The sequence below is a fragment of the Xenorhabdus vietnamensis genome (genome assembly GCF_002127535.1).
Taxonomy (GTDB): domain Bacteria; phylum Pseudomonadota; class Gammaproteobacteria; order Enterobacterales; family Enterobacteriaceae; genus Xenorhabdus; species Xenorhabdus vietnamensis.
In genome coordinates this window covers 365,403-391,138 of record NZ_MUBJ01000001.1, presented here as the reverse complement: position 1 = coordinate 391,138, position 25,736 = coordinate 365,403, and the positions used below count along the sequence as shown (strand labels likewise).

Below are 25,736 nucleotides of genomic sequence, written 5' to 3'. Positions count from 1 at the left end.
GTGCCACACAGGTGATATTATGGAATTAACTGAGTTAAATAATAAATTGTCAAACTTGGTGCCGATGAGCGATTTTAAATTAGACAATCGAACCAGTTTGCAATTACTCCAATATATTGAGAAGTACACTAAAATAATTCCCTTCAATCAGGGTGATAGTCATTGGAATGATTTTTTCTTTATGGTGAATAATACGCCAGAGAAACTTGCTGAATTATATCAAGGGGAAATTGAAGCCAATGGGGAGTTATTACCTCATCAAGCTTTTCTATTAGCAATATTGCGATTATTGGAAACACCAATATCTTTATTTAATACCTTACCAGCAGCTCATCGTGATCTCTATTATCGGGCGCTTTTGGGCTTGTCTCCCCGTCCGGCACAACCTGATCAGGTCGCTTTGTCGGTAGAACTGAATGCCACCGTCACAGAACAACTGCTCACTAAAGGCACTTTATTTGAAGCGGGACAAGACGAACAAGGCAATGCCTTGCAATATGCGCAGGATGCCAGTTTATTGGCTAATCGCGGCTATATCAGTGAATTGTGTTGGCTACGTAAAAAAGAACAACAGCAATGGGTTACCGCAACACCGTGGGATTCTCAGGCTCAGTTATCCTTGCCATCCGGTGGGATACGGTTATTCAGTGAAACTCATCAGGATAAGCCTGTGTTGGGTGGCGTATTAATTACCTCTGCACAACTGGCGATGGAAGAAGGGGCAAGAAAAATAACGGTTACCTTTGATAAAGACATGAGTAGCCAAAATCTGGTCGCCCAGATCAGCAGCGGTAATCAATGGCTAACTTTATCTGTTGAAATAAATACGCAAGAAGTCATTCTGATGCTGTCAGATAAAGAACCCGCAATCAGTGCCCCAGAGGATCTGGATAATCTGGTTTTCAGTGAACCAGTGCTCAGGCTACAGGGTAAAAACAGCCAAGCATTGCCAACAGTGGAATCTCTTAAGGTACAGGAAAAAGAGGTTGGTAAAACCTCGTTCGAAACGCATCATCTAACTCCTTTTGGTTATAACTCTGAGATTGAGCCATTAGAAGAAAATCCCGTTTTATATCTTGGTATCACTGACGTCGAACCAGGACAAACCTTATCGCTATATTGGAAATTAAAATCGCCGCAGCAACCTACAAAAGTTTCCTGGTATTACCTGAACCAAAAAAATCAATGGGCGACATTAGATGCGTGGGTCAATGATAAAACCCAGCATCTGTATCAAGATGGCACTTGGCAGGTTGTCCTGCCCGCGGATGCTGCCAATCAAGCAACGCAGATGCCAACGGAACGCTATTGGTTAAAGGCCGTCGTGGTCATCCCCATACACAAAGACTCATGGGGAAAAACCCCTTGGTTATATGGCCTGATCTATAACGCTATAACTGCAACATTGGTCAATGCCAATAGCATCAGCAACAGCCATTTCTTAACACCATTACCGACTGGCAGCATCCAACGTCCGGTTGAACCCATCATAGTGGTGGCGTCGATCGATCAACCCTGGCCATCATGGAATGGACGTGTACCGGAATCTTACAACGCTTTTTTTGAACGGGGGGCACAGCATCTTTCTCACCGTAACCGAGCCTTAACTTGGGGCAATATGGCGACACTGTTAAAAGAGCGTTATGTCAGCATCTTTGATGTTAAGTACCCCAGTAATGATGAGCTCACCAGAGTACCTGCACTGGAGAAACAACAACTGACTATCATTCCGGCCAACCGCTACAACGACAGCGATGATCCATTTCGCCCGGAACTTAACCCAGCACGCCTGCAAGAAATGGCCGAGTGGTTACAGCAAAAAGGCTCTCCTTGGGCTGAGATCGAGATCAGCAATCCCCAATATAAGAATGTGGAAATCAATTACACAGTGATTTTCAAGCCGGACGTCAACAAAGATTTTGGTTATCGCCAGCTACGGCAGCAACTCAGTGAGACGTATATGCCCTGGAGCGTCGATGAGCAGCGCCCCGTTATGCTGAATAACAGCATTAATTATTACCAGTTACTGGCGACCATCCAACAACAACCGCTGGTTGAGCGGGTCACTTGTCTGACACTGCATCGATCAGATGCGGCTAAAGGTAGTGATATCACCACATCAGTGGAAGCCAAAGATAATGAGGTGCTGATTTTGGTCTGGGAAGCAGACGATAATCTGCAATGCCGAGGAAATAACCATGAATAATCAAGATGCACTGTTTCACAGTGTGAAAGACGATATTCACTTTGATACCTTGCTGGAACAGGCTCATCAGGTGGCTGAGCAACAGGCCGGAAAACTATGGAGCGACACGGCAGAACACGATCCCGGTATCACCTTTTTAGAAGGACTCAGTTACGGCGTGTCAGATTTGTCTTATCGCCATACCCTTCCCCTGACAGACTTGCTCACTCCGGCCCCCGATGAGCAAGAACAGCAAGACGGAATTTTCCCCGCTGAATTTGGCCCCCACAATACGCTGACTTGTGGGCCTATAACCACTGATGATTACCGGAAGGCATTGCTGGATCTGCATAGCAGTGACTGGACAGGAACAAAGTCAGAATCAGAACAGGATAAAGGGGATTTTCTGTTCCGTAACGTGCAACTGGTACGTGAACCGGAAACACAACGCTATGCCTATTGGTATGATGCCACCAAAAGGGAATATAGTTTTGTCGAGAGTGAAGGGGCGAAAAAGTTTACCCTGCGGGGAAATTACTGGCTCTATCTGGAACCAACCCGTCGTACGCAGGAGAATCTGACTACTGCCGATCAACAACTGAAAGACTTTTTGACACAGAACCGCAATATTGGTGAATCGGTCAGCCAGATTATCTGGTCAGAACCGGTTGATTTTCCGCTATTACTGGAGATTGAACTGGATGACGATGTAAAGGTACAAGATGTCCCTGTTATTTTTGCTGACGTCTATACTACAGCAGAACAATATCTGATGCCTGAGGCACAGCGTTACCGAACTGAAACGCTGCAAGATGCCGGAATGCGTAATGATGAAATCTTTGAAGGGCCACAATTGGAACATGGTTGGATCCCTGAATTGCCGACAGCCCGTGATTATACCAAACGGATCACTCTCAATCTTAGCCGACTGGTTAATAAGCTACTTGAAATTAAAGGCATTCAGAATGTAAACCGTCTTCGTCTGGATGATAGCTTCGATAAGACCCTGATTGAACCCGTTAAAGGGGATGCTTGGTCATGGTCGATCAAAGAAGGTTATTACCCCCGTCTTTGGGGTAAAGATCCGCTCCATAAATTGGCACAACATGATGGCCCGTTACAGGTGATCGCCAAAGGCGGGATCAGCGTCACGGTTGATGAAAACCAAATTCGAAACAGTTTACCCAATCTCCCCCTGATTCAGAATAAACCTGTGGTATTGGCTTACAGCCGTCATCGCGATGTAAGTCGTTATTATCCCGTCAGCGATACTTTACCCGCTTGCTATGGGCTACAGCAGCCCTTATCTGAAAGTGAACATGCTCAACGCCTATTGTCACTTCATCAGTTTATGCTGCCATTTGAACAACTATTGGCTTGTGGCTGTCAGCAAATCGCCATGCTGCCACAATTGTTGGCTTTTAAGCGCAAGGGATATGAAGTCTGGGGTGATCAATGGCCGTTTAAGCCGGGCTCTGTCAATGATAATGCCCACAAAGATTATGCCCCGGCATTAAAGACACTATTAAAACAGATTGCGAACGATAGCGATCACGAATTGGATATCGTCAATTATCTGCTCGGATATTTTGGCACCGAGCGAGCACCGCGTACCTTTACCACGCCCATCGAGGATTTCCGCGATGTGCAACAAGGCTATCTGGCCCAACAACCGACATTAACTTATCACCGTGCCAATATCCGCATTGATCAAGTCTCGTCATTACAAAAGCGCATTGCTGCCCGCATGGGGTTAGGCGGTGAGCTGTTTAAACTGGAACCTGACCTGAGCAAATTGCCTTTTTATCTGGTGGAGCATCGGGCATTGCTGCCAATTAAGCCCAATAGTCTGTTTGATAAAGAACAAACGCCAGACTCAGTGGAAGAGGAGAAAGACAGCCAAACTGGTCAACATTATGTGGTGATTAAACAAGCGAGTATTAAGGGCAAATTGGCACAGGGGCAAGTGATCAATTTAGTTCTCTATGAAGGCGCACAAGGGGAAAACCGCTTTACAATACGTGGTCAAATGATAGTCAAAACCGAGGGGGATCAGTTTTGGCTGGATGTGGGTAACAGCGCACAACTGGAATACAGTCTGGAACGGGTAATGACCGCTGCCAAAGCAAAAAAACTGTTCTGGCAAAATAGCGTGGTCTGGATGGAAGATATGAACTATCGTCTGGCCTACGATAGCGACCAATCCCTGAATGGCAGCCCATTGCCTGAAAACCAACGGCGCCTGACCCGCACAGCACAAACTCCCTTCCCATCCCTGATTGCGGTAGGCAATGAAATTACCCTGACTAAACAGTTAGGAATAGTTGGTGCGACACGGGATGTTCCTGACGAAGCAGAAAAACTCTATGCCAAAGTTGTCAATTGTGATCGTATCAAGGGAACCTTGATTATTGAGCGTCAGGAGCATTCGACATTACCGTTCCCGGCTCCAGAAGAAGCCTGGCGATACAGTTGGCATTTTTCTGGTGAAGAATATGAAAAGACAGACCGTTTCTCATTTGTTATTAGTGTGGTAGTAAACAGTGACTTAATTAAAATTGACGGTGTTGATCCCTATAAATTAGAGGAATGGGTTAAAGAAACAATTCTTACCGAATTCCCAGCACCTATTTCTATAATTATTAACTGGATGGATCGGGAGGCATTTTTAAATTTTGGCAATACTTATCAGCGTTGGCAAAATAATGGTGCACCTTTGGGTGATTCTGCTTATTCCATTTTAGAAAGTCTGACGTTAGGTAAATTACCTTCTGCTTTAAAAGGAATTGGAACAATGCGCGTTGCCACACCAAACCAAAGAGAAGAAGTGGTCGGAAAAAATAACGATCAGTGGAATACCGATAAAATAATTCAGAACGAATTATTCTATGTTCCGAAAGAGAACGAATAAAAAAATAAGCAACTACCAATCACAATTTTATATTAAATCTATTTTATGGAGTTAACCATGAAAGAAATTCGTTATTCTGCAAAAATACAAGAGCAACAAACATCATCTAATGCAAAAGGTGTTGGTCCTGAAACTGATAAATTAAAAGATAAATTTAAAGAAGGCACTATTCCTTTACAAATTGATTTTAATGAATTAATTGATATTGCAGATGTTGGACGAAAAGCCTGTGGCCAATCACCACAACAAAAGGGGCCAGGAGCAGGGTTAAAGCTAGAAGTTGACGGTACGCTGAGTTTAAAAATGGGTACTATTGACAATCAGGACTTTTCTCCATTAATACTGGAGAAAGATATTTTATCTGTCGATCTTGGCAGCGGCCTGATTAATAAAAACAACGGAATATCTGTTGGTCAGGGTAATGGTATTGTTGTAAATAATAATGACGTCGCTGTAAAAGCAAGAGATGCAACCATTAAGGTTGAATCTACAGGGATATCAGTAGGAATTGGTTGGGGAGTGAAAATAGGCGGTGAGGGATTAGATATTAAAGGCAGTGATGGTATTACTGTTGGCACCAATGGTGTTGCAGTAAAACCATATAATGGAATTATCTCCAATAATAATGGTGTTTCTGTCAAGCCTTATAATGGAATTAACGTTGATGGTAATGGTGTTTCGGTAAAGCCTTATAATGGAATTAACGCTGATAATAATGGTGTTTCAGTTAAGGCAGGTAATGGCATTACTGTTAATTCAAGTGGTGTCAGTATTGACCCCAATAATGTACTTCCCAGAGGTATTATTGTGATGTTCTCTGGTAGTAGTGCTCCTACTGGATGGGCGTTTTGTGATGGAAAGACTTATAATGGCATTCAAGTTCCCGACCTAAGAAACCGATTTATTGCCTGTGGTAATACCATGAGTGATACAGGCGGGAAAAGTTCTAATGTATTAACTGGATCAAAAGATAGCAAAACCTATAGCGTAACGACAAACAGTGGAAAAGCGAGTGTCAGTGTGACTGTTAATGAAACTAAATTAACAATAGACCAATTGCCTGAACACCACCATCATAATGGTATGCGTTATTATGAATATAGAGGGAATTTATATGGAACAGATTTCGATGAAAATATAAAAAATGATATGCTTATGAATGAATATGGACACGCAACAAGTGTACAAGAGCGTAGACCCTATGAATTCAGAACCTCTTCTGTAGGTTCAGGACAGGGGCATAAACATACTGCTTCAGCATCTGACTCAGGGCATACACATACTGTAAATATTACTACACCTTATTATCTTTTAGCTTTCATCATGAAACTTTAATTAAACTACTCTAGCTTATATTAATAGCAATGGGTACTGATATACGCTCATTGCTAATTTCCATAATCTGCTTGTTTTATGGAGAATGATTAATTAATGTTTTTATCTGACTCTACACCAAATAGCATCATATATAAAACCTTCATTTATATTGAGGTTTCATATGATAATGAAATAATGAATAAATGTTCATCTCTTTTTAATAAAAAACTAAAGAAAATAATCAAGGAAAACATTAATGAATTAGCATCGAAAAGAAAAAATAAATTATATTTAGATAAAATAATAGTGGATTTAGGTAATATTGAGTTTCATTTATTTGAAGATGAAATATCCCATAAACTAGCAATTGAATTAAAAAAGGCATTAAAAAAATATTATTACTCTCCTGAATACACAACACTAACAGAAATAATACCTGACTCAAAATCAGTATTGAGGTCTATTTATCAGCATACAGACAGTTTTCATAATAAAAAGCCTATTGATAATAGACGACCAAAAATGATGAACAAAAACAGTGAGTTTACTGGAACAAAATTGCTAGAAAAAATGGAACATTACTTGTATAGGGGAAATTGGCCATTTGAGGAATGCGAGCATCATACAGAAAGTATTGTTTGTATTAATAATGAATTATGGCAACAGATCACGCATCAGCCACAACAGTGGTTACCTACTCTGGCTAAACACTGTTTACAATCAGTGAGATTAAGTCGTTTGATGCAAATCTGTCAGCCAGAAGTACTGAATATCCTTTACCAGCTATTTACTGGCGCGACCACATCTGAACTCATTAATTCGCAGGTGAGTATAGATAAAAAAGTGATACCAGAAAAATTGAGTTTAGCTGCTAAACATTATCTTCTAAATCGGATGACATATCTCAATGCAACACAACAACCCATTGCATTACAAACTAAAAGTGAACTGACATCGGAAAGAGATATTGTTGAGAATAGTTTTCATGGATTAAAGCAAAATAATGGAGAAACCAGTTCGCTAACGAGAACGGCGCTGCAAGCTCAAAATCAGCTAACATCGACGATAAATATTACTCAGAATGATAGCAATCGATTAAAACAAACTAACAATAAACCTGATATGCAAATGGATGCAGTACCGCCATTTGTACTCCAGCCTATGCAAGCACACTATCAACCAGTGGCTACACAACAGCATTATGGTCTGATAAAACAAGCCGCAGGAGAAAATCTACCAACTTTACACAACAGAGAGCAACACAAGGAATTACTGAAATCGGCTTTATCAGCATCAGCGCAAGTATCATCTATACAACCTGACAATAAAATTCAAATCCCATCAGTACAGTCAGTTCTACCCATCAGCAATGCTGGTTGCATGATTTTATGGCCGCTGTTGCCAACATTTTTCCGTGCCTTTGATTTATTGGATAAAAACCGATTTATCAGCCTCGAAGCGCAAAGAGAGGCCGTCTGTTTACTTGACTGGTTGATTTGGGCCCAAGAAGAAATACCCGCATGGCGGCTGACACTGAACAAAGTCATTTGTGGTTTACCCATAAATGATAATGCCTTATGGCGAGCACCAGAACCAAAACAACAAACTGCAATCAGTCAATGGCTGGAAAAAACCATCGAACAACTACCGGCCTGGAAAAATATGGGGACAAACGATGTGCGTCACTTATTTCTGCAACGATCCGGGGAATTAAGTGGGTTAAATAGTATGATAAATATCCATATTAAACACGAAGTTTACGATGCACTGATAAGCGAATGGCCGTGGCCAATGAATATGGCAAGTTTTAGCTGGTTGCAGCAACCCATTACTATAACGTGGTTATAACCATCGACCATAATCATTTAGTTTGAGTAAATATTTATGAATATATCGCCTGTTTTCTCTGATTCATTCAAGCAAGTTGATGACCCTAATCTCGCATTCTTATTTAGCCAACTGGAACGCATCGATTTGGTTCTTCAATACCATTTTCATTGCATATCGGGTCAGAGAGGTGACCTTCTTGATGAGTTTTTGTTAAGCGAAGAAGATGTGATAGCCAGACTGGATAAGCCACTGGGTAAACCACATTGGCTCAACAATGATTGTCTAGCAATACCACAGACTGTCAATTCTGTGACATCCCGATTAACCGACCTGATTGCACGCTTTGAACTGACTGATTTTGAAAGAGATGTGTTGCTATTAGGTTTATTGCCCCATTTCGATAGCCGCTATTATCACCTGTTTGCGCTGATTCAGGGGGAACAACAATCCCGGCTGCCCTCTTTTGCACTGGCGTTGGAACTGTTTTGCCATTCAGTACCGGAAAAACAGGCACAGCAGGCCAGCTTTCTGTATCAAGCACCCCTGATTGGCAGCCAGTTATTATCCACTGATAGCCGTCAAAAAACGTTATCCTGGCTCCAGACACCTTTTATCACTGATAGCGGCGTATATCATTTTTTACTTGGTCATCACTATATTACGCCTGCTTTAGAACATTGCGTTGAGCAGATAACGCCTACAGAAATCGGCAGTTATCCAGCAAGCTTAAAACAAGCCCTGGGTAATATACTGTTATCTGATCACGATGATATTCGGCCCATTATCTTGTTACGAGGCATAGCCGACAGTGCCAGAGCCTATGCCGTTGCCAATATGATGGCATCGGAACAGCGGCAAACGCTGCTTGTGGATATCGCCAAGTTAGCTGATGACGATGATAAGACCTTGTTATGCCACCTCAAGATTATTTTGCGGGAAACCCGTATGCGGGGCGCTTGTTTATTGTTGCGAAACTTTTGCTTGTTTGCAGAACAGCATAAGCAGCTACTGGATTCTCTGTCAGCCTTATTAAACCAACCTGAATTAAGGGTTATTTGTTTGGTCGAACCGTATTCACCATTAGTATGGCTGAAAAAACTCTCAATATTATTGATCGAAATGCCTGTTTTCACCTCGGTGGAAAAAGCCAGATTATTGACTGCTCACTTGCCCAATAATTGCGCAAATGATATTGATGCAATAACCTTAAGCCAACGTTACACGTTTAATCCCGAAACGCTGCCATTGATTTTGCAAGAAGCCCAACTTTATCAACAGCAGCGAGATCCTTCAGATATATTGCAACAATGTGATATTTGCAAGGCGCTCAATTTACGTGCCCAGCAAAATTTTGGTCAATTAGCACAGCGAATTACCCCTAAGCGTTCATTAAAAGAGTTGTTGGTATCCGACGAAATTGCCCAGCAGATACAAGAAATTCTCACGGCAATTAAGTATCGGGAACAAGTCTTGACAGGAGGGTTTAAAGATAAGATTGGTTATGGCACCGGTATCAGTGCCCTGTTTTATGGTGATTCCGGTACCGGAAAAACCATGGCGGCAGAAGTGATTGCTAATCACATTGGTGTTGACTTAATAAAAGTCGATCTATCTACCGTCGTGAATAAGTACATCGGCGAAACAGAGAAAAACTTATCCCGTATTTTCGATTTGGCAGAGCAGGATGCCGGTGTTTTATTCTTCGATGAAGCTGATGCCCTGTTTGGTAAACGCAGTGAAACCAAAGATGCGCAAGACAGACATGCCAATATTGAAGTCTCTTATTTACTGCAACGGCTGGAAAATTTTCCGGGTCTGGTCATTTTATCCACCAATAACCGCAATCATTTGGATAATGCGTTTAATCGTCGTTTTACTTTTATTACCCGCTTTACTTATCCGGATGAAACTATCCGCAAGAAAATGTGGCAGACAATCTGGCCTAAAAATATAAAGATCGCCCAAGATGTGGATTTCGATAAATTAGCCCAACGCACCAGCATAACAGGTGCGAATATTCGCAATATTGCTTTATTGTCTTCACTTTTTGCCGCAAAGAATAACCATAACGAAATCAGTAATGAAAATATCGAAATAGCATTATCACGAGAACTCGCTAAAGTGGGACGATTAATTTTTTAAAATTCATAGAAATAAAAATAGCCAAATATTAAATACACCGATGACTTAATAGTTATCACAATAATAAATTGAGAGGATCTTTTTATGTTAAAAATGCAAACCGTTATTGATGTCAATAAAGCAATGAAAGAAATTCTGGAAAAATATCTGGATAATAAGGTTGCAATTCGTTTTGATTTGCCTGAATTGGATACCGTGCAATCTGATGCGATGGTCAGTATTTTTCTTTATGATATCTATGAAGATTTACAGCTTAGAACAACAGAATCCAGAGTGTTTAATGCCGCTTCAGGAAGGTTATTGCCAGGTTGGGTCAATATTAAATGTAATTATCTGATTACCTATTGGGAATCGACCAAACCCGCAACGGATGCCAGTAGCCCTGATAGCCAACCTGACAATCAGGCAATACAAGTCATGTCACAAGTCTTGAATGCTTTAATTAATAATCGTCAATTAGCAGGAATTCCCGGCGCTTATACTCAGGTTGTACCACCGAAAGAAAGTTTAAACAGTTTAGGCAATTTTTGGCAATCACTGGGGAATCGTCCCCGCCTTTCTCTAAATTACTCAGTTACAGTACCCATTAGCCTCACCGATGAACAGGATAAAGCAACTCCGGTAAATACCATTTCTTCTACTGTAGAACAAATCGCTCCACTCAGTCAGGAAACAATTAGTCATACTTTACGAGAATTACTCATTACGGAGTTACAAAAACAATCGGTTACAAACTTAGCAAGTGAAGAGAATATTAGGCTTGCACTGAGCAAAGTTGAACTGTTAATCACAAAAGAGAATATTATTCCAGACAGTCCAGCAGAAATGTCTATATCTCTGTCTGTTTCAGGTGTTACCCATCAGAAATATCTGGAAGAAATCAATAAAATTTTTGATCGCTGGCTAAATGATAACAATATTATTATCACGATCGATGATTATGGTATCGGTATTAAGAGTATAGAAAAAAGCAATCTTTCCGGTATTTAATTTATCGTTATTTCAATCAATATTTAAATAACCATTTCTTTAAATTGGAGTGCTATTATGTACAGCTTAAAACATAAAGAAGAAAAGAAAAATCAATCCTCTCACCCTACTCAAGATGCTGTCAATGATAGTCATCCAATAACATCAAAAATAGCGGAACTGCGGAAGAACTTTCAGCAGCCTGATGCGCAAACCGTGCGCCCACGTGTTGCTCCGCGCCCATTGGCTTTTCGCCCCCAAGCGCCTTTGAGAACAGAGCCATTTCAACAGACCATGAAATCACCAGTGGCCTCTGAGCCGGTAACTCCCGCCAACACTACTATCAACTCTTCTACCAGAACATCTACCAAAACAACAACCGGTGATACACAAACTCCAAAAGCAGCACCAGCACCAACATCAACTCCAGCGTCAACAAACAGCGTAAAAAAACCGTTTACACTATATCGGGCAGATAACAGAAGCTTTGACGAATTGCAAAAAAGTAGCCCAGAGGGATTTAAAGCCTGGGTGCACCTAGACAGTGAAAAAGCAAGAAAATTTGCCAGTGTATTTATGGGTAACGACAATGTGGAAAGTTTACCCAAACATATTATTGATGAGATTAATAAATGGAAAAAAGGAGGAACACCTAAGCTGAGTGATCTTTCCACATTTATAAAATATACCAAAGATCGCTCAACCGTTTGGGTTTCTACCGCAGTCAATACTGAAGCAGGTGGGCAAAGCGCAGGGGCACCACTTTATGAAATATCAATGGAACTATATGAATTTGAGGTAGATAAAGGAAAACTGGTTCCACTACCAAATGGAAGAACCAGAAATATGAAACCTTCCATTCTTTTGAATGCACAAAACCTCGAAGATGCAACAATCATTGCCCTGAATCATGGCCCAGTTGATGATGCTGAAATATCGTTTTTAACGACTATTCCAATGAAAAAATTAAATCCTTATAGAAGGTGATTAATTAAACAGTAATAATTTTCTTACTTTTAACAGAATTATATTACTCATAAATCAAATTTTATCTTATCTATATTTAAATAAAACTTATGAATAATAATGTTGATTTATCATATATAATGAATATTCCATTGTTATTTAATAAGATTTTTTTATTTAAAAGTCATATTTATAAATGAAATAATTTGTATATCCAATTGTTGACAAATATCAATGTCTATATATGATTATTGCATCATTAATGATTTTACTATGATGAGTTACTACATCAAATCATGTAATTAAAATAAAAATGTAACGAATTTATTGATAATTTATAACACCAGGAATAAACCCTATTGCATATAAAAAGGAGTTGAGGTGTTTATTTCAAGAGAATTAGTAAACTTTATTGTTGTAGCCAAAAATAAATCAATAAATAAGGCAACAAAGGAGCTTTTTATCACACAATCACCAATTAGCCGAAGCTTAAAAAAACTGGAGTTCTCATTAGGTGTAAAACTCTTTGTCAGAAAAGGCCAAGGATTAGTCTTAACAGAAGAAGGGGAACATCTATACAATAAAATTTCATCAATTTATGATCAACTAAAAAATATAGAAAGTGATTATAAGAATAATAAATCACTCTATCATACACTTTATCAAGAAGACATATAAGTCGCTAATTAACTAGCTTGGTTAATATTGTATTTCTACTAATTATTTATGGATAAAAATAACAATATATATGAATGAAGATCATTTCTCTAGTTGAATTTATTTTCTTTTTCCATTTAATAAGTTTCACAAGGAATAAATTTTCAATCTAGATAGGAAAAACATCTATATCTTGTTGAGTGATATTTTTTCTAATAACATCATAGATAACAATATAAAAGAAAAATTTTCAGGAGAAAGTTTATGCCGTATGAATATAATAATAAGATGATTTACAGAAAAAAACAAAGCCCGAATACTGTATTAGATGATTTGCATCTCGACAAATCAGCTACAGAGGAAGTTTCTGCTGCCTATCAGGAACTATACCCTTCTGACATGGATATATTCCAGAAGAATACGAATTCAATTATTGCAAAATTTCCTAAAAAAGCATTACAAAACCGTGCTGCCCATGCCGGCTATGTGTATAAAAATACCTATCAAGATAATTTTGTTAATTTTAAAGACAACAACCAAAACTTAGCCCTCGGAAAATTATTCCCCGGTGTGGAGCTACTGACCCGGAAAACTCTTCCAATCAACACACCCAAAGAGGGTTATAAAAACCAACTTAGCAATAGCGTAGTACGTGCATTGAGTGATAACACAGCGACAGAATACTCAGTAAAGGACATTAGTCAATTTATCTCAGGGTTGAAAAACATGTATGAAAAAAATGGGCAAAAGTTGCACCCAATGACCCAAAGGCTGGTCGAGGAACATATTGCACATAACGGCGGTATCTTGCCGACAATGGCCGGTATTGCCGGCCTTCATGCTGAAGTACAGGCATTGAACCAGTTATTTATTAAAGCAGATCAGGATGCCGGCAAATCATCCGAACCCATCAACCCAGCTCGTTATGCCAAGGCAATGCTTCAATCATCCATTTTCACCAAACGGTTGACCACAACGAAGGCTGGGCAAGACTTCCCAGCTTGTCATAACTGTTCTGGTATTATTCAGTCACCAGCTAATGTAATTACAGGAATGGTTGATAGTGCAGGCAACAATTTTTCTGCACTTGCTGCAAAACGCTACCGATCCCAGTCACTAAGTAAATAACCCACTTCATCAATATGGATAATTTTTCATTGCCACTTATTATGTGAATCCAAGTAACAAATTAAATTAATTAAGAATACTAAGGTATAGCCATGCTTAAATATAAAGATAGAGAAAAGCGAAAATACTCAGGAAATCATTTAAATTCTCTTTCAAATAATCATCAATTTATTGCCGAAGATGATGATTACGATTCAGGTGAAATACTTTCTGGTCAATTTAAGGCTCACCGCAATGACCCACAGGTTGTTCAGCAAGTTGCAGATGAATTTGTTTGGCAAGGCCATATGAAAGCAATTGAAAAAGCATCCGTGGACGGTAATTTTGCCGTCAGCTTTCGGGCTGCGGGTGCGCCGACACTGAAAGCTTTAGGCCAAGGTGCCGCTGCCAAAGGGCATGATATTCTGGAAAAAACCATTAAATCCGGTTCCATTAAGAAAGCTTATCCTGAAAATCAAGCACCCGACGTAATAAGGAAAGTACAGGATGCGGGTATCGAAGGATATGTTGGTCACTGGGATAAAGGCACCAGGAAACTCCAAGGTATCTATATGAGTAGTGGTCACGGTTTGTCAGATGAACAGGTCAACGGAAAAATTTATCCTATAGATTTAGATAATCTCGAAACCAGCTTATCGGCCTTGAAAGCAAAAGAAAACTGGGCCGCGCTGCCTTTCACGGGTGACTATGATATGCATGACATGATTAGTTTCACAGGACAGCCCCATTCTGTACCATCCGCCTCATCAGAAGAAAAGAGAATAATCGATCGTATTAATCGAAATATCGCTGAATCTGACACAAATAGGCCGTTTGAAAAAACAGAACATAATGTTATCAGGCATGGGCCTCAAGTAAGCTATCCTGCTTTTGCAATGGATAAAGAAAAAGAAGAGATAAAAAAGCATGGGGGTATTGTTCAAGTAGTTGCGGAGTCAGGAGAATTCCCTGTTGCAATCATCAGCAAAGGCAAATGGGTAATTGCCAACAATATTGATGAACTGGAACAGTTTTATAATAGCATTGGGGCAAAAATGAAAGTCAGCTGGAAACCCGGCGCTGGCAATCCCGGATTCATTGCCAATCCCGATAAACCCGGAATGGCTAATTTTTCTCGGAAAAAATAAATTGTTAATCAGGTTAAAGCACATTGCTCTAATATGATAACTACGGGATTGGGTGATAACAAATCGCAGGGTTCCTCACACTGAACGACCGTTAAGCATTTGCCTTTCCTGTTGTTTTACAAAAATTTTTATGATCACCCAATTCTTTATTAAAACCATTACGTTCAAAGTCAGTGAATATTTTTTTCTTAAATAATGGTACTTAAATAATGGTGCTTAAATAATGGATAAACTTTGATTGAAAACACTTATAGTATGTTTGGCTGAGAATAATGCAGGATGAGCAACAGGCTTATGCTATTCCTTTATTTTATTTGAAAAAACTTTGTTTATATTTACGAAAGTTTTCATAATGTTCTATTCCATCACTGATTCAAGAGAGGATACTTCAACTTACTGCTTTGTTAACTGCATTTATCTCAGCCACGTATTTAATAGTTTTTTAGCTCTATGAAAACTCCAAAATATATTGCTATTAACATTTTATTTATCTTATTAGAGCAGAGTTTATACTAAGTTTATTAAAAACTAATTTATAGTTAATAATTCTTATGCCTTTCATATCGTTTTTTCCTCTAAATCGTCTTGACGGTTGGATCTGATAGAAGTAAATTCATTCAATAAATTTAAAAGCTGAATCAATTTATCTGAAGTAAAGGCATCCTCAATCTCCTTATAACCTTCTTCTACTAGCCCTTTTACCTGTTCATAACAATCCATACCCTTCTGAGTCAAAACAATACACAGTTTACGCTGATCGTTCATAGGTTTCAGACGATGAATAAATCCTTCACGATCCATACGTATCAAAATGCCCGTCAGACTTGGGCGTAAAATACAAGTGAGACTTGCCAGCTCATGAAAATCAACAGAACGTCTATGCGCAAGTACGTAGATAATATGCCATTTCTGCTCTGTTAACCCATACTGTGTGAAAGCAGGACGTAAGAAACCCATCGCTGTCTCTCTAGCTTGACGTAATGAGGTTGTTAAAGAGTACTGATGGGGCATGATGATATGATTCCTTAGTTAATTGGCAGCTCATTATAAACTTTACACAACTGCTGTTTTGTTTTTTTATCTGTATCGTTTAAGTATTGTTTAAACGTAGGCTAAAAAAACAATGCGGTATTTTCACCAAAAACAGTAAGTTTATTAAAAAATAATTATTAAGTTAGTTTTGAATTAGCTATACATTTTATTAAGTTAAATTCCATAATATTGTGTCATATGACCTTCAATATAATTAATCCTCTTGTATCAAATGACCTTATCCTTATATTAAAAATGCAAACAACCATAAAATATTGTTATCTAGATCACAATTAAAATTAACAAAATATTTGGTGTGTTGAAGATTATCAACATATGCCTTATTAATATGTTAATAAAAAGTTATGCCATACATCATCTAGGTTTCAAGGAGCTGTCAATGAAAGGCACTGTCTTTGCCGTTGCCCTCAACCATAGTAGCCAAATCAATTTCTGGCATGAAGCATTTCACGAAGTACCTTATAAAACACCCCCAAAAACGCCAATTTGGTTTATAAAACCCCGCAATACCGTGATTAACTCAGAGGATATTATTCCTCATCCCGTCGGTGAAACGGTACAAAGCGGTGCAACTTTGGCACTGTTGATTGGAAAAACTGCACACAAAGTTTCCGTTAAGGATGCAGAACAATATATTGCAGGTTACGCCTTGGCAAACGAAGTTAGCCTACCAGAAACATCATTTTACCGTCCTGCCATTAAAGAAAAATGTCGGGATGGTTTTTGTCCAATAGGCCAAATGGTTAAGATCCACTCAGTGGAATCACTCGATATTATCACCGAGATCAATGGTCAGGAAGTTGATCGTTGGTCTACCCAAGATCTTGTACGTTCAGCCCCCGAATTGTTGGCAGCATTAAGCGAGTTCGCTACCTTAAAAGAAGGTGATGCAATTCTATTGGGAACTCCCCACCAGCGCGTCACTCTCCATCCTGCTGACAAAATCACGGTCAGAGCTAAAGGCTTTCCTAACTTGGAAAATACCGTTGTATTGGCAGGAGAGCAAAAATGAAATACGCCAAAATTCGTTATCAGGGCCAAGATCTAAATGTTACCGTTGATGAACAGGAGAATATTCTCCTGCCAAATGGAAATACAGTAAGCGGTGAAGACGTTTTATGGCTTCCTCCTGCCAGCGGAACTCTGTTCGCATTGGGGCTAAATTATGCCGATCATGCAACAGAACTGGAGTTTAAGCCACCGGAAGAGCCATTGGTATTCATCAAAGCAGCCAATAGCTTAACAGGACATCGTCAAGTTTCTGTTCGCCCTGATAATGTGGAATACATGCACTATGAAGCAGAACTGGTTGTCGTGATTGGTAAACCTGCACATAAAGTTTCCAGAGAAGAAGCCATGAATTATGTTGCGGGCTATACCGTCTGTAACGATTATGCTATTCGTGATTATCTGGAAAATTACTATCGCCCCAATCTACGAGTCAAAAGCCGCGATACGCTTACCCCAATTGGTCCTTGGATCATAGATAAACAAATGATTGCAGATCCTCATAATCTGACTTTGAAAACATGGGTGAACGGCGAGCTTCGTCAACAAGGCACTACTGCGGATTTAATCTTCGACATTCCTTTCTTAATCAGCTATCTCAGCGATTTCATGACACTGCAACCGGGCGACATGATTGCCACAGGAACGCCCAAAGGACTGTCTAATGTCGTTCCAGGAGATGAGGTCATTGTGGAAGTCGAAGGTATTGGGCGTCTGGTGAATTACATCATCAGCCAGCAAGAATATAAGGTGAATTTGTTATGACTATGATTAACCATTGGATCAACGGCAAGAACGTCAGCAGTAAAACCTATTTTGAAACAACCAATCCTGCTACGGGTGAAGTGTTGGCTGAAGTTGCATCGGGTGGGCAGGAAGAGATTGCCCAAGCTGTTGAGGCTGCAAAAGAGGCGTTCCCTAAATGGGCAGATACCCCAATGAAAGAACGCGCTCGTTTAATGCGCCGTTTGGGAGAATTAATCGACCAAAATGTTCCCGATATTTCTGCAATGGAAACTAAGGATACCGGTCTTCCCATCCATCAAACACAAAATGTATTAATTCCACGGGCCTCCCAGAATTTCAATTTTTTCGCTGAAATTTGCCAACAGATGAACGGACGCACTTATCCTGTTGATGATAAAATGCTCAATTATACGTTAATCCAGCCTGTTGGTGTTTGTGCATTGATTTCCCCGTGGAACGTGCCTTTTATGACAGCAACATGGAAAGTCGCGCCTTGTCTGGCACTGGGCAATACAGCTGTTTTGAAGATGTCCGAACTTTCCCCACTGACTGCCAATCGTTTGGGAGAATTGGCGTTAGAAGCCGGAATTCCGGCTGGAGTCCTGAATGTAGTGCAAGGCTACGGCAGCACCGCCGGCGATGCACTGGTAAAGCATCATGATGTACGTGCTGTTTCTTTCACAGGAGGTACAGCGACAGGTCGCATGATCATGCAAAATGCCGGACTGAAAAAATATTCCATGGAACTGGGCGGAAAATCCCCTGTTCTTATCTTTGAAGATGCAGATATTGAGCGCGCGATGGATGCCGCCCTGTTCACCATTTTCTCCCTTAATGGCGAACGCTGTACGGCAGGTTCCCGTATTTTCATCCAAGAAAGCATCTACCCCGAATTCGTTAAACGCTTTGCTGAACGGGCCAATAGGCTGCTTGTCGGTGATCCCCAAGATCCTAAAACTCAGGTTGGCAGCCTGATCAGCCAGCAACATTGGGAAAAAGTTTCCAATTATATCCGCCTGGGAATCAAAGAAGGAGCCACATTGCTGGCCGGAGGCCCAGACAAACCAGCCGATCTTCCTGCCCATCTGAAAAATGGTAATTTCCTGCGCCCCACTGTATTGGCAGATGTTGATAACCACATGCGCGTGGCACAGGAAGAGGTCTTCGGCCCTGTAGCCTGTTTGCTGCCGTTCAAGAGCGAAGAAGATGGGCTGCGCATGGCCAATGATGTGGAATATGGCCTTGCGTCCTATATCTGGACACAAGATGTCAGCAAAGTTTTGCGTCTGGCACGTGGCATTGAGGCAGGCATGGTGTTTGTCAACTCTCAGAATGTTCGCGATCTGCGCCAGCCATTTGGTGGCATCAAAGCTTCCGGTGTAGGGCGTGAAGGTGGGGAATACAGTTTTGAAGTGTTTGCCGAAGTGAAGAACGTTTGTATTTCAATGGGAGAGCATCCTATTCCTCGCTGGGGCGTTTGAGTCATAAGATTTGAATAAAAAACTTGAGCAAAAGGAACGTAATAAATCTCAGCGTTAACCACTGTTTGCCATTTTGATACCAAGTGAGGATTTATGGGAAAGTTAGCGTTAGCAGCGAAAATTACACATGTACCTTCTATGTACTTGTCTGAATTACCGGGCAAGCATCACGGTTGCCGGCAAAGAGCCATTGACGGACACAAAGAGATTAGCCGACGCTGCCGTGAAATGGATGTTGATACAATTATCGTCTTCGATACCCATTGGCTGGTTAACAGTGCTTATCATATTAATTGTGCCGACCATTTTTCCGGCATCTATACCAGTAATGAGCTACCACATTTTATCCGTGATATGACCTATGAGTATGACGGTAATCCTGAGCTTGGCAGGATGATTGCGGAAGAAGCGCGTCAAATGGGGGTTCGTGCTCAGTCACACGAAATTCCAAGCCTGAAACTGGAATATGGCACACTGGTACCAATGCGCTATATGAACAGCGACCGCCATTTCAAAGTGATTTCAATATCTGCCTTTTGTACTGTCCATGCGTTTGAAGACAGCCGCAAACTGGGGGAAGCAATTTTACGGGCGATTGATAAATATGATGGCACAGTTGCAGTACTGGCAAGTGGCTCGCTATCGCACAGTTTCATTGAAGATCAACGTGCCGAAGAGGGCATGAACAGCTATACCCGCGAGTTTGATGAACAGATGGATCACCGGGTCGTGCAGCTTTGGAAAGAAGGTAAGTTCAAGGAATTCTGCAAGATGCTGCCGGAATATGCGCAATATTGCCGGGGCGAAGGCAACATGCACGATACCGTGATGCTGCTGGGTCTGCTCGGATGGGACAAATATGATGGCAAGGTAGAATTTTTAACGGAATTGTTCGCCAGTTCCGGGACAGGACAAGTTAACGCTGTTTTCCCGCTGCCGGACTATATTGTTAATCAGGATTAATTATTAATCAAAAGCCATCAATAAAACGGATGCCTGACAGGAGAAAGCCGTGCCACATTTTTACACTGAGTGTACTGAAAATATTCGTGAAGAAGCCAAGTTGCCGGAATTATTTGCCAAAGTGAATCAAGCACTGGCAGATACGGGCATTTTCCCACTGGGCGGTATCCGCAGCCGCGCCATTTGGTTGGATACTTGGCGAATGGCGGATGGTAAACAAGATTATGCGTTTGTTCACATGACACTGAAAATTGGCGCCGGGCGCAGCCTTGAAGATCGGCAAAAAGTCGGTGAAATGTTGTTTGGCTTAATCAAGACACATTTCAGCGAATTGATGGCACGGCGCTATCTGGGTCTCTCTTTCACCATAGAAGAACTCGATCCGGTGTTGAATTATAAATCCAATAACGTTCATAACCTGTTTAAAGCAAAAGCATAACGGCTATAAGTGGCATAATTAAGGCCACTAACGTCTATTTTGTTAAATAAAGAGGAAATTATGGCATGTAATCTAGATACATCATTGACGGTTCAACAGGCTTATATCAATGACCAATGGGTTGATGCGGACAATAAAGCAACCTTTGAAGTCATCAACCCTGCCAATGGTGAAGTACTTGCCAATGTCAGTGATCTGGGCGCTGCTGAGACACAACGTGCCATTGAAGCCGCTAACAATGCACTTCCTGCGTGGCGGGCATTAACCGCCAAACAACGCAGCCAAAAGCTCAGGCTATGGTTCGAGCTGATTATGCATAATCAAGATCAACTGGCTGAAATACTGAGCGCGGAACAGGGCAAACCCTACGCAGAAGCAATGGGAGAAATTGCTTACGGTGCCAGTTTTATCGAATGGTTTGCGGAAGAAGGCAAACGCATTTATGGTGAAACAATCCCTTCGCCAATGCCAGGGCGCCGTCTTACCACTATTAAACAACCCATTGGAGTTGTTGCTGCCATTACACCGTGGAATTTCCCCAATGCGATGATCACCCGTAAAGTTGCACCTGCGCTGGCTGCGGGGTGTACGGTGGTTCTGAAACCTGCGGCTGAAACTCCACTCTCTGCACTGGCGCTGGCAGTCTTGGCTAAGCAGGCAGGTATTCCGGCGGGCGTCCTGAATATCGTAACGGGAATGGATGCCAAAACGATTGGTGAAGTACTGACATCAAGCCCTATCGTGCGTAAACTTTCGTTCACCGGCTCTACCCGTGTTGGCAAGTTATTGATGGCACAAAGCGCCGATACCGTGAAAAAGCTCTCCCTCGAACTAGGTGGCAACGCACCTTTTATTGTATTCGATGATGCTGATCTTGATGCTGCTGTAGAAGGTGCAATGGCAGCGAAATTCCGTAATAGCGGGCAAACTTGTGTCTGTGCCAACCGCATTCTGGTACAGGAAAACATTTACGATGCTTTTGCCGAACGCCTGACGCAGGCCGTGAAACAGCTTCATGTTGGGCCGGCCACTGATCTTGCGTCCCAGCAAGGGCCTCTGATTAATCAGGCAGCAGTAGAAAAAGTACAATTACACATCAGTGATGCAGTTTCTAACGGTGCACATATTCTGACTGGTGGAAAACCCCATGCTTTGGGTGGCCTGTTCTTTGAGCCAACAGTACTGACAGATGTTACCGAATCCATGCAAGTTGCCCATGAAGAAACCTTCGGCCCTCTGGCACCACTGTTCAAATTCCGTGATGAGGCTGAAGCCATCCGCATTGCCAATGATACTGAATTTGGTTTGGCGGCTTACTTCTATTCCCGCGACATTGGCCGAATTTACCGTGTGGCAGAAGCATTGGAAAGTGGCATGGTAGGCATCAATGAAGGTTTAATCTCTAACGAAGCCGTACCATTCGGCGGTATCAAACAATCGGGGCTGGGACGTGAAGGCTCACGTTACGGTATCGAGGATTATCTGGAAGTGAAATACCTCTGTTTTGGAGGATTATAAGTTTTTAGAGGACTATAGGTTTTTAGAGGACTATAAGCTAAAGGAGCTTAACCCCCTATGCTACAGCAAGAAGTCGTATCATTGGTTGCACGCCGTTTACATCAGGCAGAGAAAACCCGTGAGCAAATCCGACAAATCTCACTGGATTATCCAGAGATAACTATTGAGGATGCTTACGCCATTCAACGCGAATGGGTAGATTTGAAAACCGGGGAAGGCAGGATCCTGAAGGGGCACAAGATCGGTCTGACATCCAAAGCCATGCAAGCCAGTTCACAGATTGATGAACCGGATTACGGTGCCTTACTGGATGATATGTTTTTTCAAGACGGCAGTAATATTCCTTGCGAACGCTTCATTGTACCTCGCATTGAGGTAGAACTGGCCTTTGTACTGGCCAAGCCCCTGCGTGGGCCAGACTGTACACTGTTTGATGTTTATAATGCGACAGATTATGTCATTCCGGCACTGGAGCTAATTGATGCCCGCTGTCATAACCTCGACCCCGACACTCAACGTCCGCGCAAGGTATTCGATACGATTTCTGACAATGCCGCCAATGCTGGCGTGGTTATTGGAGGGCGGCCGATCAAGCCCAATGAGCTGGATCTACGCTGGGTCAGTGCCCTTCTTTACCGTAATGGGGTGATTGAAGAATCCGGTGTGGCTGCGGCGGTTCTCAATCATCCCGCCAATGGTGTGGCATGGCTTGCCAATAAACTGGCACCGCATGGTGTTCAACTTGAAGCTGGTCAAATTATTCTGGCCGGCTCTTTTACCCGCCCTGTTCCTGTACGTAAAGGTGACACCTTTCATGTGGATTATGGTGTATTAGGTTCAATTAGCTGTCACTTTGTTTAAAGTCCCCTGAGTTTGAGGTTTCCTGAGATATAAAGTCTATTAAGGTAAATCATGGATCAGCTAACAAATAAATTTAAACATGCCCTGAAAACAGGGCATCCGCAAATCGGGTTATGGCTTGGGCTATGCAGTGGGTATAGCGCGGAATTACTGGCAGGAACAGGATTTGATTGGCTATTGATTGATGGTGAACATGCCCCCAATGATATTTCTACCATTCTTGCCCAATTACAGGGGATTGCCCCTTATCCAAGCCAGCCTGTTGTTCGCCCTGCCTGGAATGATCCGGTGATCATCAAACAATTGTTGGATATTGGCGCACAAACGTTGTTGCTCCCGATGATTCAAAATGCAGAGCAAGCGCGTGAAGCTGTCAGAGCGACCCGCTATCCCCCCGCTGGTATTCGTGGTGTAGGCAGTGCTCTGGCACGGGCTTCCCGCTGGAACCGCATTCCTGATTATTTATCCCGTGCCAATGATGAAATGTGTGTATTGGTGCAGGTAGAAACTCGTGAGGCTCTGCAAAACCTACCGGAGATAGCGGCTGTCGAAGGTGTCGATGGCGTATTTATCGGCCCGGCAGATCTCAGTGCAGATATGGGGCATATTGGTAACCCGCAACACCCTGAAGTTCAGGCTGCAATTGTACAAGCCATTGGTCAGATTCAATCTTGCGACAAAGCCGCTGGCATTTTAATGACTAATGTTGATATCGCTGAACATTACCTCAATCTGGGTGTCCTGTTTGTTGCCGTAGGAGTTGATACCATCTTGCTGTCCGGAGCCGCCAACAATTTGGCAAAACGTTTCGGCAAAATTAAGGGGGAGCAAAACACTCCATCATCTGACACTTATTAACTCAGATCTTGCTGCTAACAATATTGTGACTCATTCCATCATGATCTATTAGCAAAATGGCTGATGTTGATCGCGACATCTGCCATTGAAGTTAAAATTGAAGTATTTCAAATCCCCATCTAAAGGAAAATCAGGTAATAAACAAATAAGGAATGGAAAGATAAGGGGATATAAAAATAATAAAAAAGGAAAAAATAATGAGCACTTCACCTGATATCGTACCAAAATCAGAAAATCTGTCCCTGCAACATAATAAACTGACCGCTAAACAGCAAAACGTCATCAATAAACTATTCCGACGCCTGATCCTTTTTCTTTTTGTCCTGTTCGTTTTCTCTTTTTTAGATCGCATTAATATTGGCTTTGCTGGTTTGACTATGGGAAAAGATCTTGGTTTAACATCCACAATGTTTGGACTGGCCGCTACGCTGTTTTACGCCACTTACGTTATTTTCGGTATACCCAGCAATGTAATGTTAAGCGTTGTGGGTGCTCGTCGCTGGATTGCCACCATTATGGTGTTATGGGGGATTGCTTCCACCGCAACTATGTTTGCCACAGGCCCTACCAGCCTGTATATCCTGCGTATGTTGGTAGGCATTGCAGAAGCGGGTTTTTTGCCGGGTATTTTGGTTTATCTGACTTATTGGTTTCCGGCTTATTATCGTGCACGTGCCAATGCACTGTTTATGATCGCGATGCCCGTAACGATGGCGTTTGGTTCACTGATTTCCGGTTATATTCTGGAAATGGATGGCATTTGGAACCTGCGGGGCTGGCAGTGGTTATTTTTGCTGGAAGGCTTCCCTTCTGTTTTGCTTGGTTTTGTTGTCTGGTTTTATCTGGATGATTCACCGGAAAAGGCCAAGTGGCTGACTCGTGAAGATAAGCAATGTCTCCAAGAAATGATAGAAAACGATAAATTTTCTATGATGCAGTCCAATGAGCATATTCAACAACCAAAAGCCAGCTTATGGCGTGAGGTTTTTACTCCGATTGTATTGATGTACACCTTTGCTTACTTCTGCCTGACCAATACACTGAGCGCCATTAATATCTGGACGCCACAAATTATGCAGAGCTTCAATCAAAGCAGCAGCCATGTCGTTATCGGTATCTTAACGGCCATTCCACAATTCTGCACGATTTTAGGCATGATTTACTGGAGTCGTCGCTCAGATCGCTTGCAAGAACGCAAAATGCATACAGCCTTGCCCTACTTGTTTGCCGCAGCAGGCTGGATTTTAACCTCACTGTCCAATAACAGCATGGTGCAATTGTTAGGGATCATCATGGCTTCCACCGGATCGTTTACTGCTATGGCTGTATTCTGGACGACTCCGGATCAATCACTCAGCTTGCGTGCCCGTGCCATTGGGATCGCCGTGATCAATGCAACAGGCAATGTCGGTTCGGCTGTCAGCCCACTACTGATTGGCTGGCTGAAAGATCAAACAGGGAATTTCAACGCTGGGCTTTATTTCGTAGCCGGACTACTGATCATCGGTGCGTTGATGGTTTTTCTGATTCCGATGAAACATTTTCGATCACAAAGCATCTCATAAATAACGAACAG

General features: G+C 41.7%; 20 protein-coding genes. 19 read left to right on the top strand and 1 reads right to left on the bottom strand.

Features of this window, described 5'->3' with window-relative positions; translation table 11 throughout:
- Window positions 1-19: 19 nt before the first annotated feature.
- From Xvie_RS01715 to Xvie_RS01670, 10 genes are all read left to right on the top strand, one after another.
- The gene (locus Xvie_RS01715; RefSeq protein ID WP_086107664.1) at window positions 20-2,206 is read left to right on the top strand and encodes a baseplate J/gp47 family protein; all 2,187 of its coding nucleotides are present in this window, start codon (window positions 20-22) and stop codon (window positions 2,204-2,206) included.
- A complete protein-coding gene (locus Xvie_RS01710; protein ID WP_086107663.1) occupies window positions 2,199-5,096 on the top strand; it encodes a hypothetical protein in 2,898 nt (965 codons plus the stop codon). Before Xvie_RS01715 ends, Xvie_RS01710 begins: the two co-directional genes overlap by 8 nt.
- Window positions 5,097-5,153: 57 nt before the next feature.
- Window positions 5,154-6,431 (top strand): tail fiber protein, encoded by a 1,278-nt coding sequence (locus tag Xvie_RS01705; RefSeq protein ID WP_086107662.1) that lies wholly within the window; start codon window positions 5,154-5,156, stop codon window positions 6,429-6,431.
- A gap of 96 nt (window positions 6,432-6,527) precedes the next feature.
- The gene (locus Xvie_RS01700) at window positions 6,528-8,261 is read left to right on the top strand and encodes a contractile injection system tape measure protein (protein WP_086107661.1); all 1,734 of its coding nucleotides are present in this window, start codon (window positions 6,528-6,530) and stop codon (window positions 8,259-8,261) included.
- A 36-nt stretch (window positions 8,262-8,297) separates the two neighbouring features.
- Window positions 8,298-10,385, top strand: a complete 2,088-nt coding sequence (locus tag Xvie_RS01695; protein ID WP_086107660.1) for an ATP-binding protein — start codon at window positions 8,298-8,300, stop codon at window positions 10,383-10,385.
- 84 nt (window positions 10,386-10,469) lie between these two features.
- Entirely contained in the window at window positions 10,470-11,375 is a 906-nt protein-coding gene (locus Xvie_RS01690; RefSeq protein WP_086107659.1) for a Pvc16 family protein, read from the top strand.
- Between the two features lie 57 nt (window positions 11,376-11,432).
- Complete coding sequence (locus tag Xvie_RS01685) at window positions 11,433-12,341, top strand: hypothetical protein (protein ID WP_086107658.1); 909 nt, start codon at window positions 11,433-11,435, stop codon at window positions 12,339-12,341.
- Between the two features lie 360 nt (window positions 12,342-12,701).
- The gene (locus tag Xvie_RS01680; RefSeq protein ID WP_086107657.1) at window positions 12,702-12,998 is read left to right on the top strand and encodes a LysR family transcriptional regulator; all 297 of its coding nucleotides are present in this window, start codon (window positions 12,702-12,704) and stop codon (window positions 12,996-12,998) included.
- A gap of 243 nt (window positions 12,999-13,241) precedes the next feature.
- Complete coding sequence (locus Xvie_RS01675) at window positions 13,242-14,105, top strand: YwqJ-related putative deaminase (protein WP_086107656.1); 864 nt, start codon at window positions 13,242-13,244, stop codon at window positions 14,103-14,105.
- 92 nt (window positions 14,106-14,197) lie between these two features.
- Window positions 14,198-15,232 carry an Insecticial toxin gene (locus Xvie_RS01670; RefSeq protein ID WP_244175410.1) on the top strand — a complete coding sequence of 345 codons (1,035 nt, stop codon included), beginning with the start codon at window positions 14,198-14,200 and terminating at the stop codon, window positions 15,230-15,232.
- Window positions 15,233-15,790: 558 nt separating this feature from the next.
- On the opposite strand, the gene hpaR is transcribed toward Xvie_RS01670, so the two are convergent.
- Window positions 15,791-16,243 carry a homoprotocatechuate degradation operon regulator HpaR gene (hpaR, locus tag Xvie_RS01665; RefSeq protein ID WP_086107655.1) on the bottom strand — a complete coding sequence of 151 codons (453 nt, stop codon included), beginning with the start codon at window positions 16,241-16,243 and terminating at the stop codon, window positions 15,791-15,793.
- 421 nt (window positions 16,244-16,664) lie between these two features.
- Here hpaR and Xvie_RS01660 point away from each other — a divergent pair, with 421 nt between their 5' ends.
- From Xvie_RS01660 to hpaX, 9 genes are all read left to right on the top strand, one after another.
- On the top strand, window positions 16,665-17,297 hold the full coding sequence (locus tag Xvie_RS01660; protein WP_086107654.1) for a fumarylacetoacetate hydrolase family protein: 633 nt from the start codon (window positions 16,665-16,667) through the stop codon (window positions 17,295-17,297).
- Window positions 17,294-18,058 carry a fumarylacetoacetate hydrolase family protein gene (locus Xvie_RS01655; protein ID WP_086107653.1) on the top strand — a complete coding sequence of 255 codons (765 nt, stop codon included), beginning with the start codon at window positions 17,294-17,296 and terminating at the stop codon, window positions 18,056-18,058. Before Xvie_RS01660 ends, Xvie_RS01655 begins: the two co-directional genes overlap by 4 nt.
- A complete protein-coding gene (gene hpaE / locus Xvie_RS01650; protein ID WP_086107652.1) occupies window positions 18,055-19,521 on the top strand; it encodes a 5-carboxymethyl-2-hydroxymuconate semialdehyde dehydrogenase in 1,467 nt (488 codons plus the stop codon). Before Xvie_RS01655 ends, hpaE begins: the two co-directional genes overlap by 4 nt.
- 93 nt (window positions 19,522-19,614) lie before the next feature.
- A complete protein-coding gene (gene hpaD / locus Xvie_RS01645; RefSeq protein ID WP_086107651.1) occupies window positions 19,615-20,484 on the top strand; it encodes a 3,4-dihydroxyphenylacetate 2,3-dioxygenase in 870 nt (289 codons plus the stop codon).
- A 49-nt stretch (window positions 20,485-20,533) separates the two neighbouring features.
- Window positions 20,534-20,923 (top strand): 5-carboxymethyl-2-hydroxymuconate Delta-isomerase, encoded by a 390-nt coding sequence (locus Xvie_RS01640; RefSeq protein WP_086107650.1) that lies wholly within the window; start codon window positions 20,534-20,536, stop codon window positions 20,921-20,923.
- Window positions 20,924-20,983: 60 nt separating this feature from the next.
- The gene (locus Xvie_RS01635) at window positions 20,984-22,441 is read left to right on the top strand and encodes an NAD-dependent succinate-semialdehyde dehydrogenase (protein WP_086107649.1); all 1,458 of its coding nucleotides are present in this window, start codon (window positions 20,984-20,986) and stop codon (window positions 22,439-22,441) included.
- Window positions 22,442-22,498: 57 nt separating this feature from the next.
- Entirely contained in the window at window positions 22,499-23,302 is an 804-nt protein-coding gene (gene hpaH / locus Xvie_RS01630) for a 2-oxo-hept-4-ene-1,7-dioate hydratase (RefSeq protein WP_086107648.1), read from the top strand.
- Window positions 23,303-23,353: 51 nt separating this feature from the next.
- The gene (hpaI, locus tag Xvie_RS01625; protein WP_086107647.1) at window positions 23,354-24,160 is read left to right on the top strand and encodes a 4-hydroxy-2-oxoheptanedioate aldolase; all 807 of its coding nucleotides are present in this window, start codon (window positions 23,354-23,356) and stop codon (window positions 24,158-24,160) included.
- A 197-nt stretch (window positions 24,161-24,357) separates the two neighbouring features.
- On the top strand, window positions 24,358-25,725 hold the full coding sequence (hpaX, locus tag Xvie_RS01620) for a 4-hydroxyphenylacetate permease (protein ID WP_086107646.1): 1,368 nt from the start codon (window positions 24,358-24,360) through the stop codon (window positions 25,723-25,725).
- The last annotated feature ends 11 nt before the right edge of the window (window positions 25,726-25,736 follow it).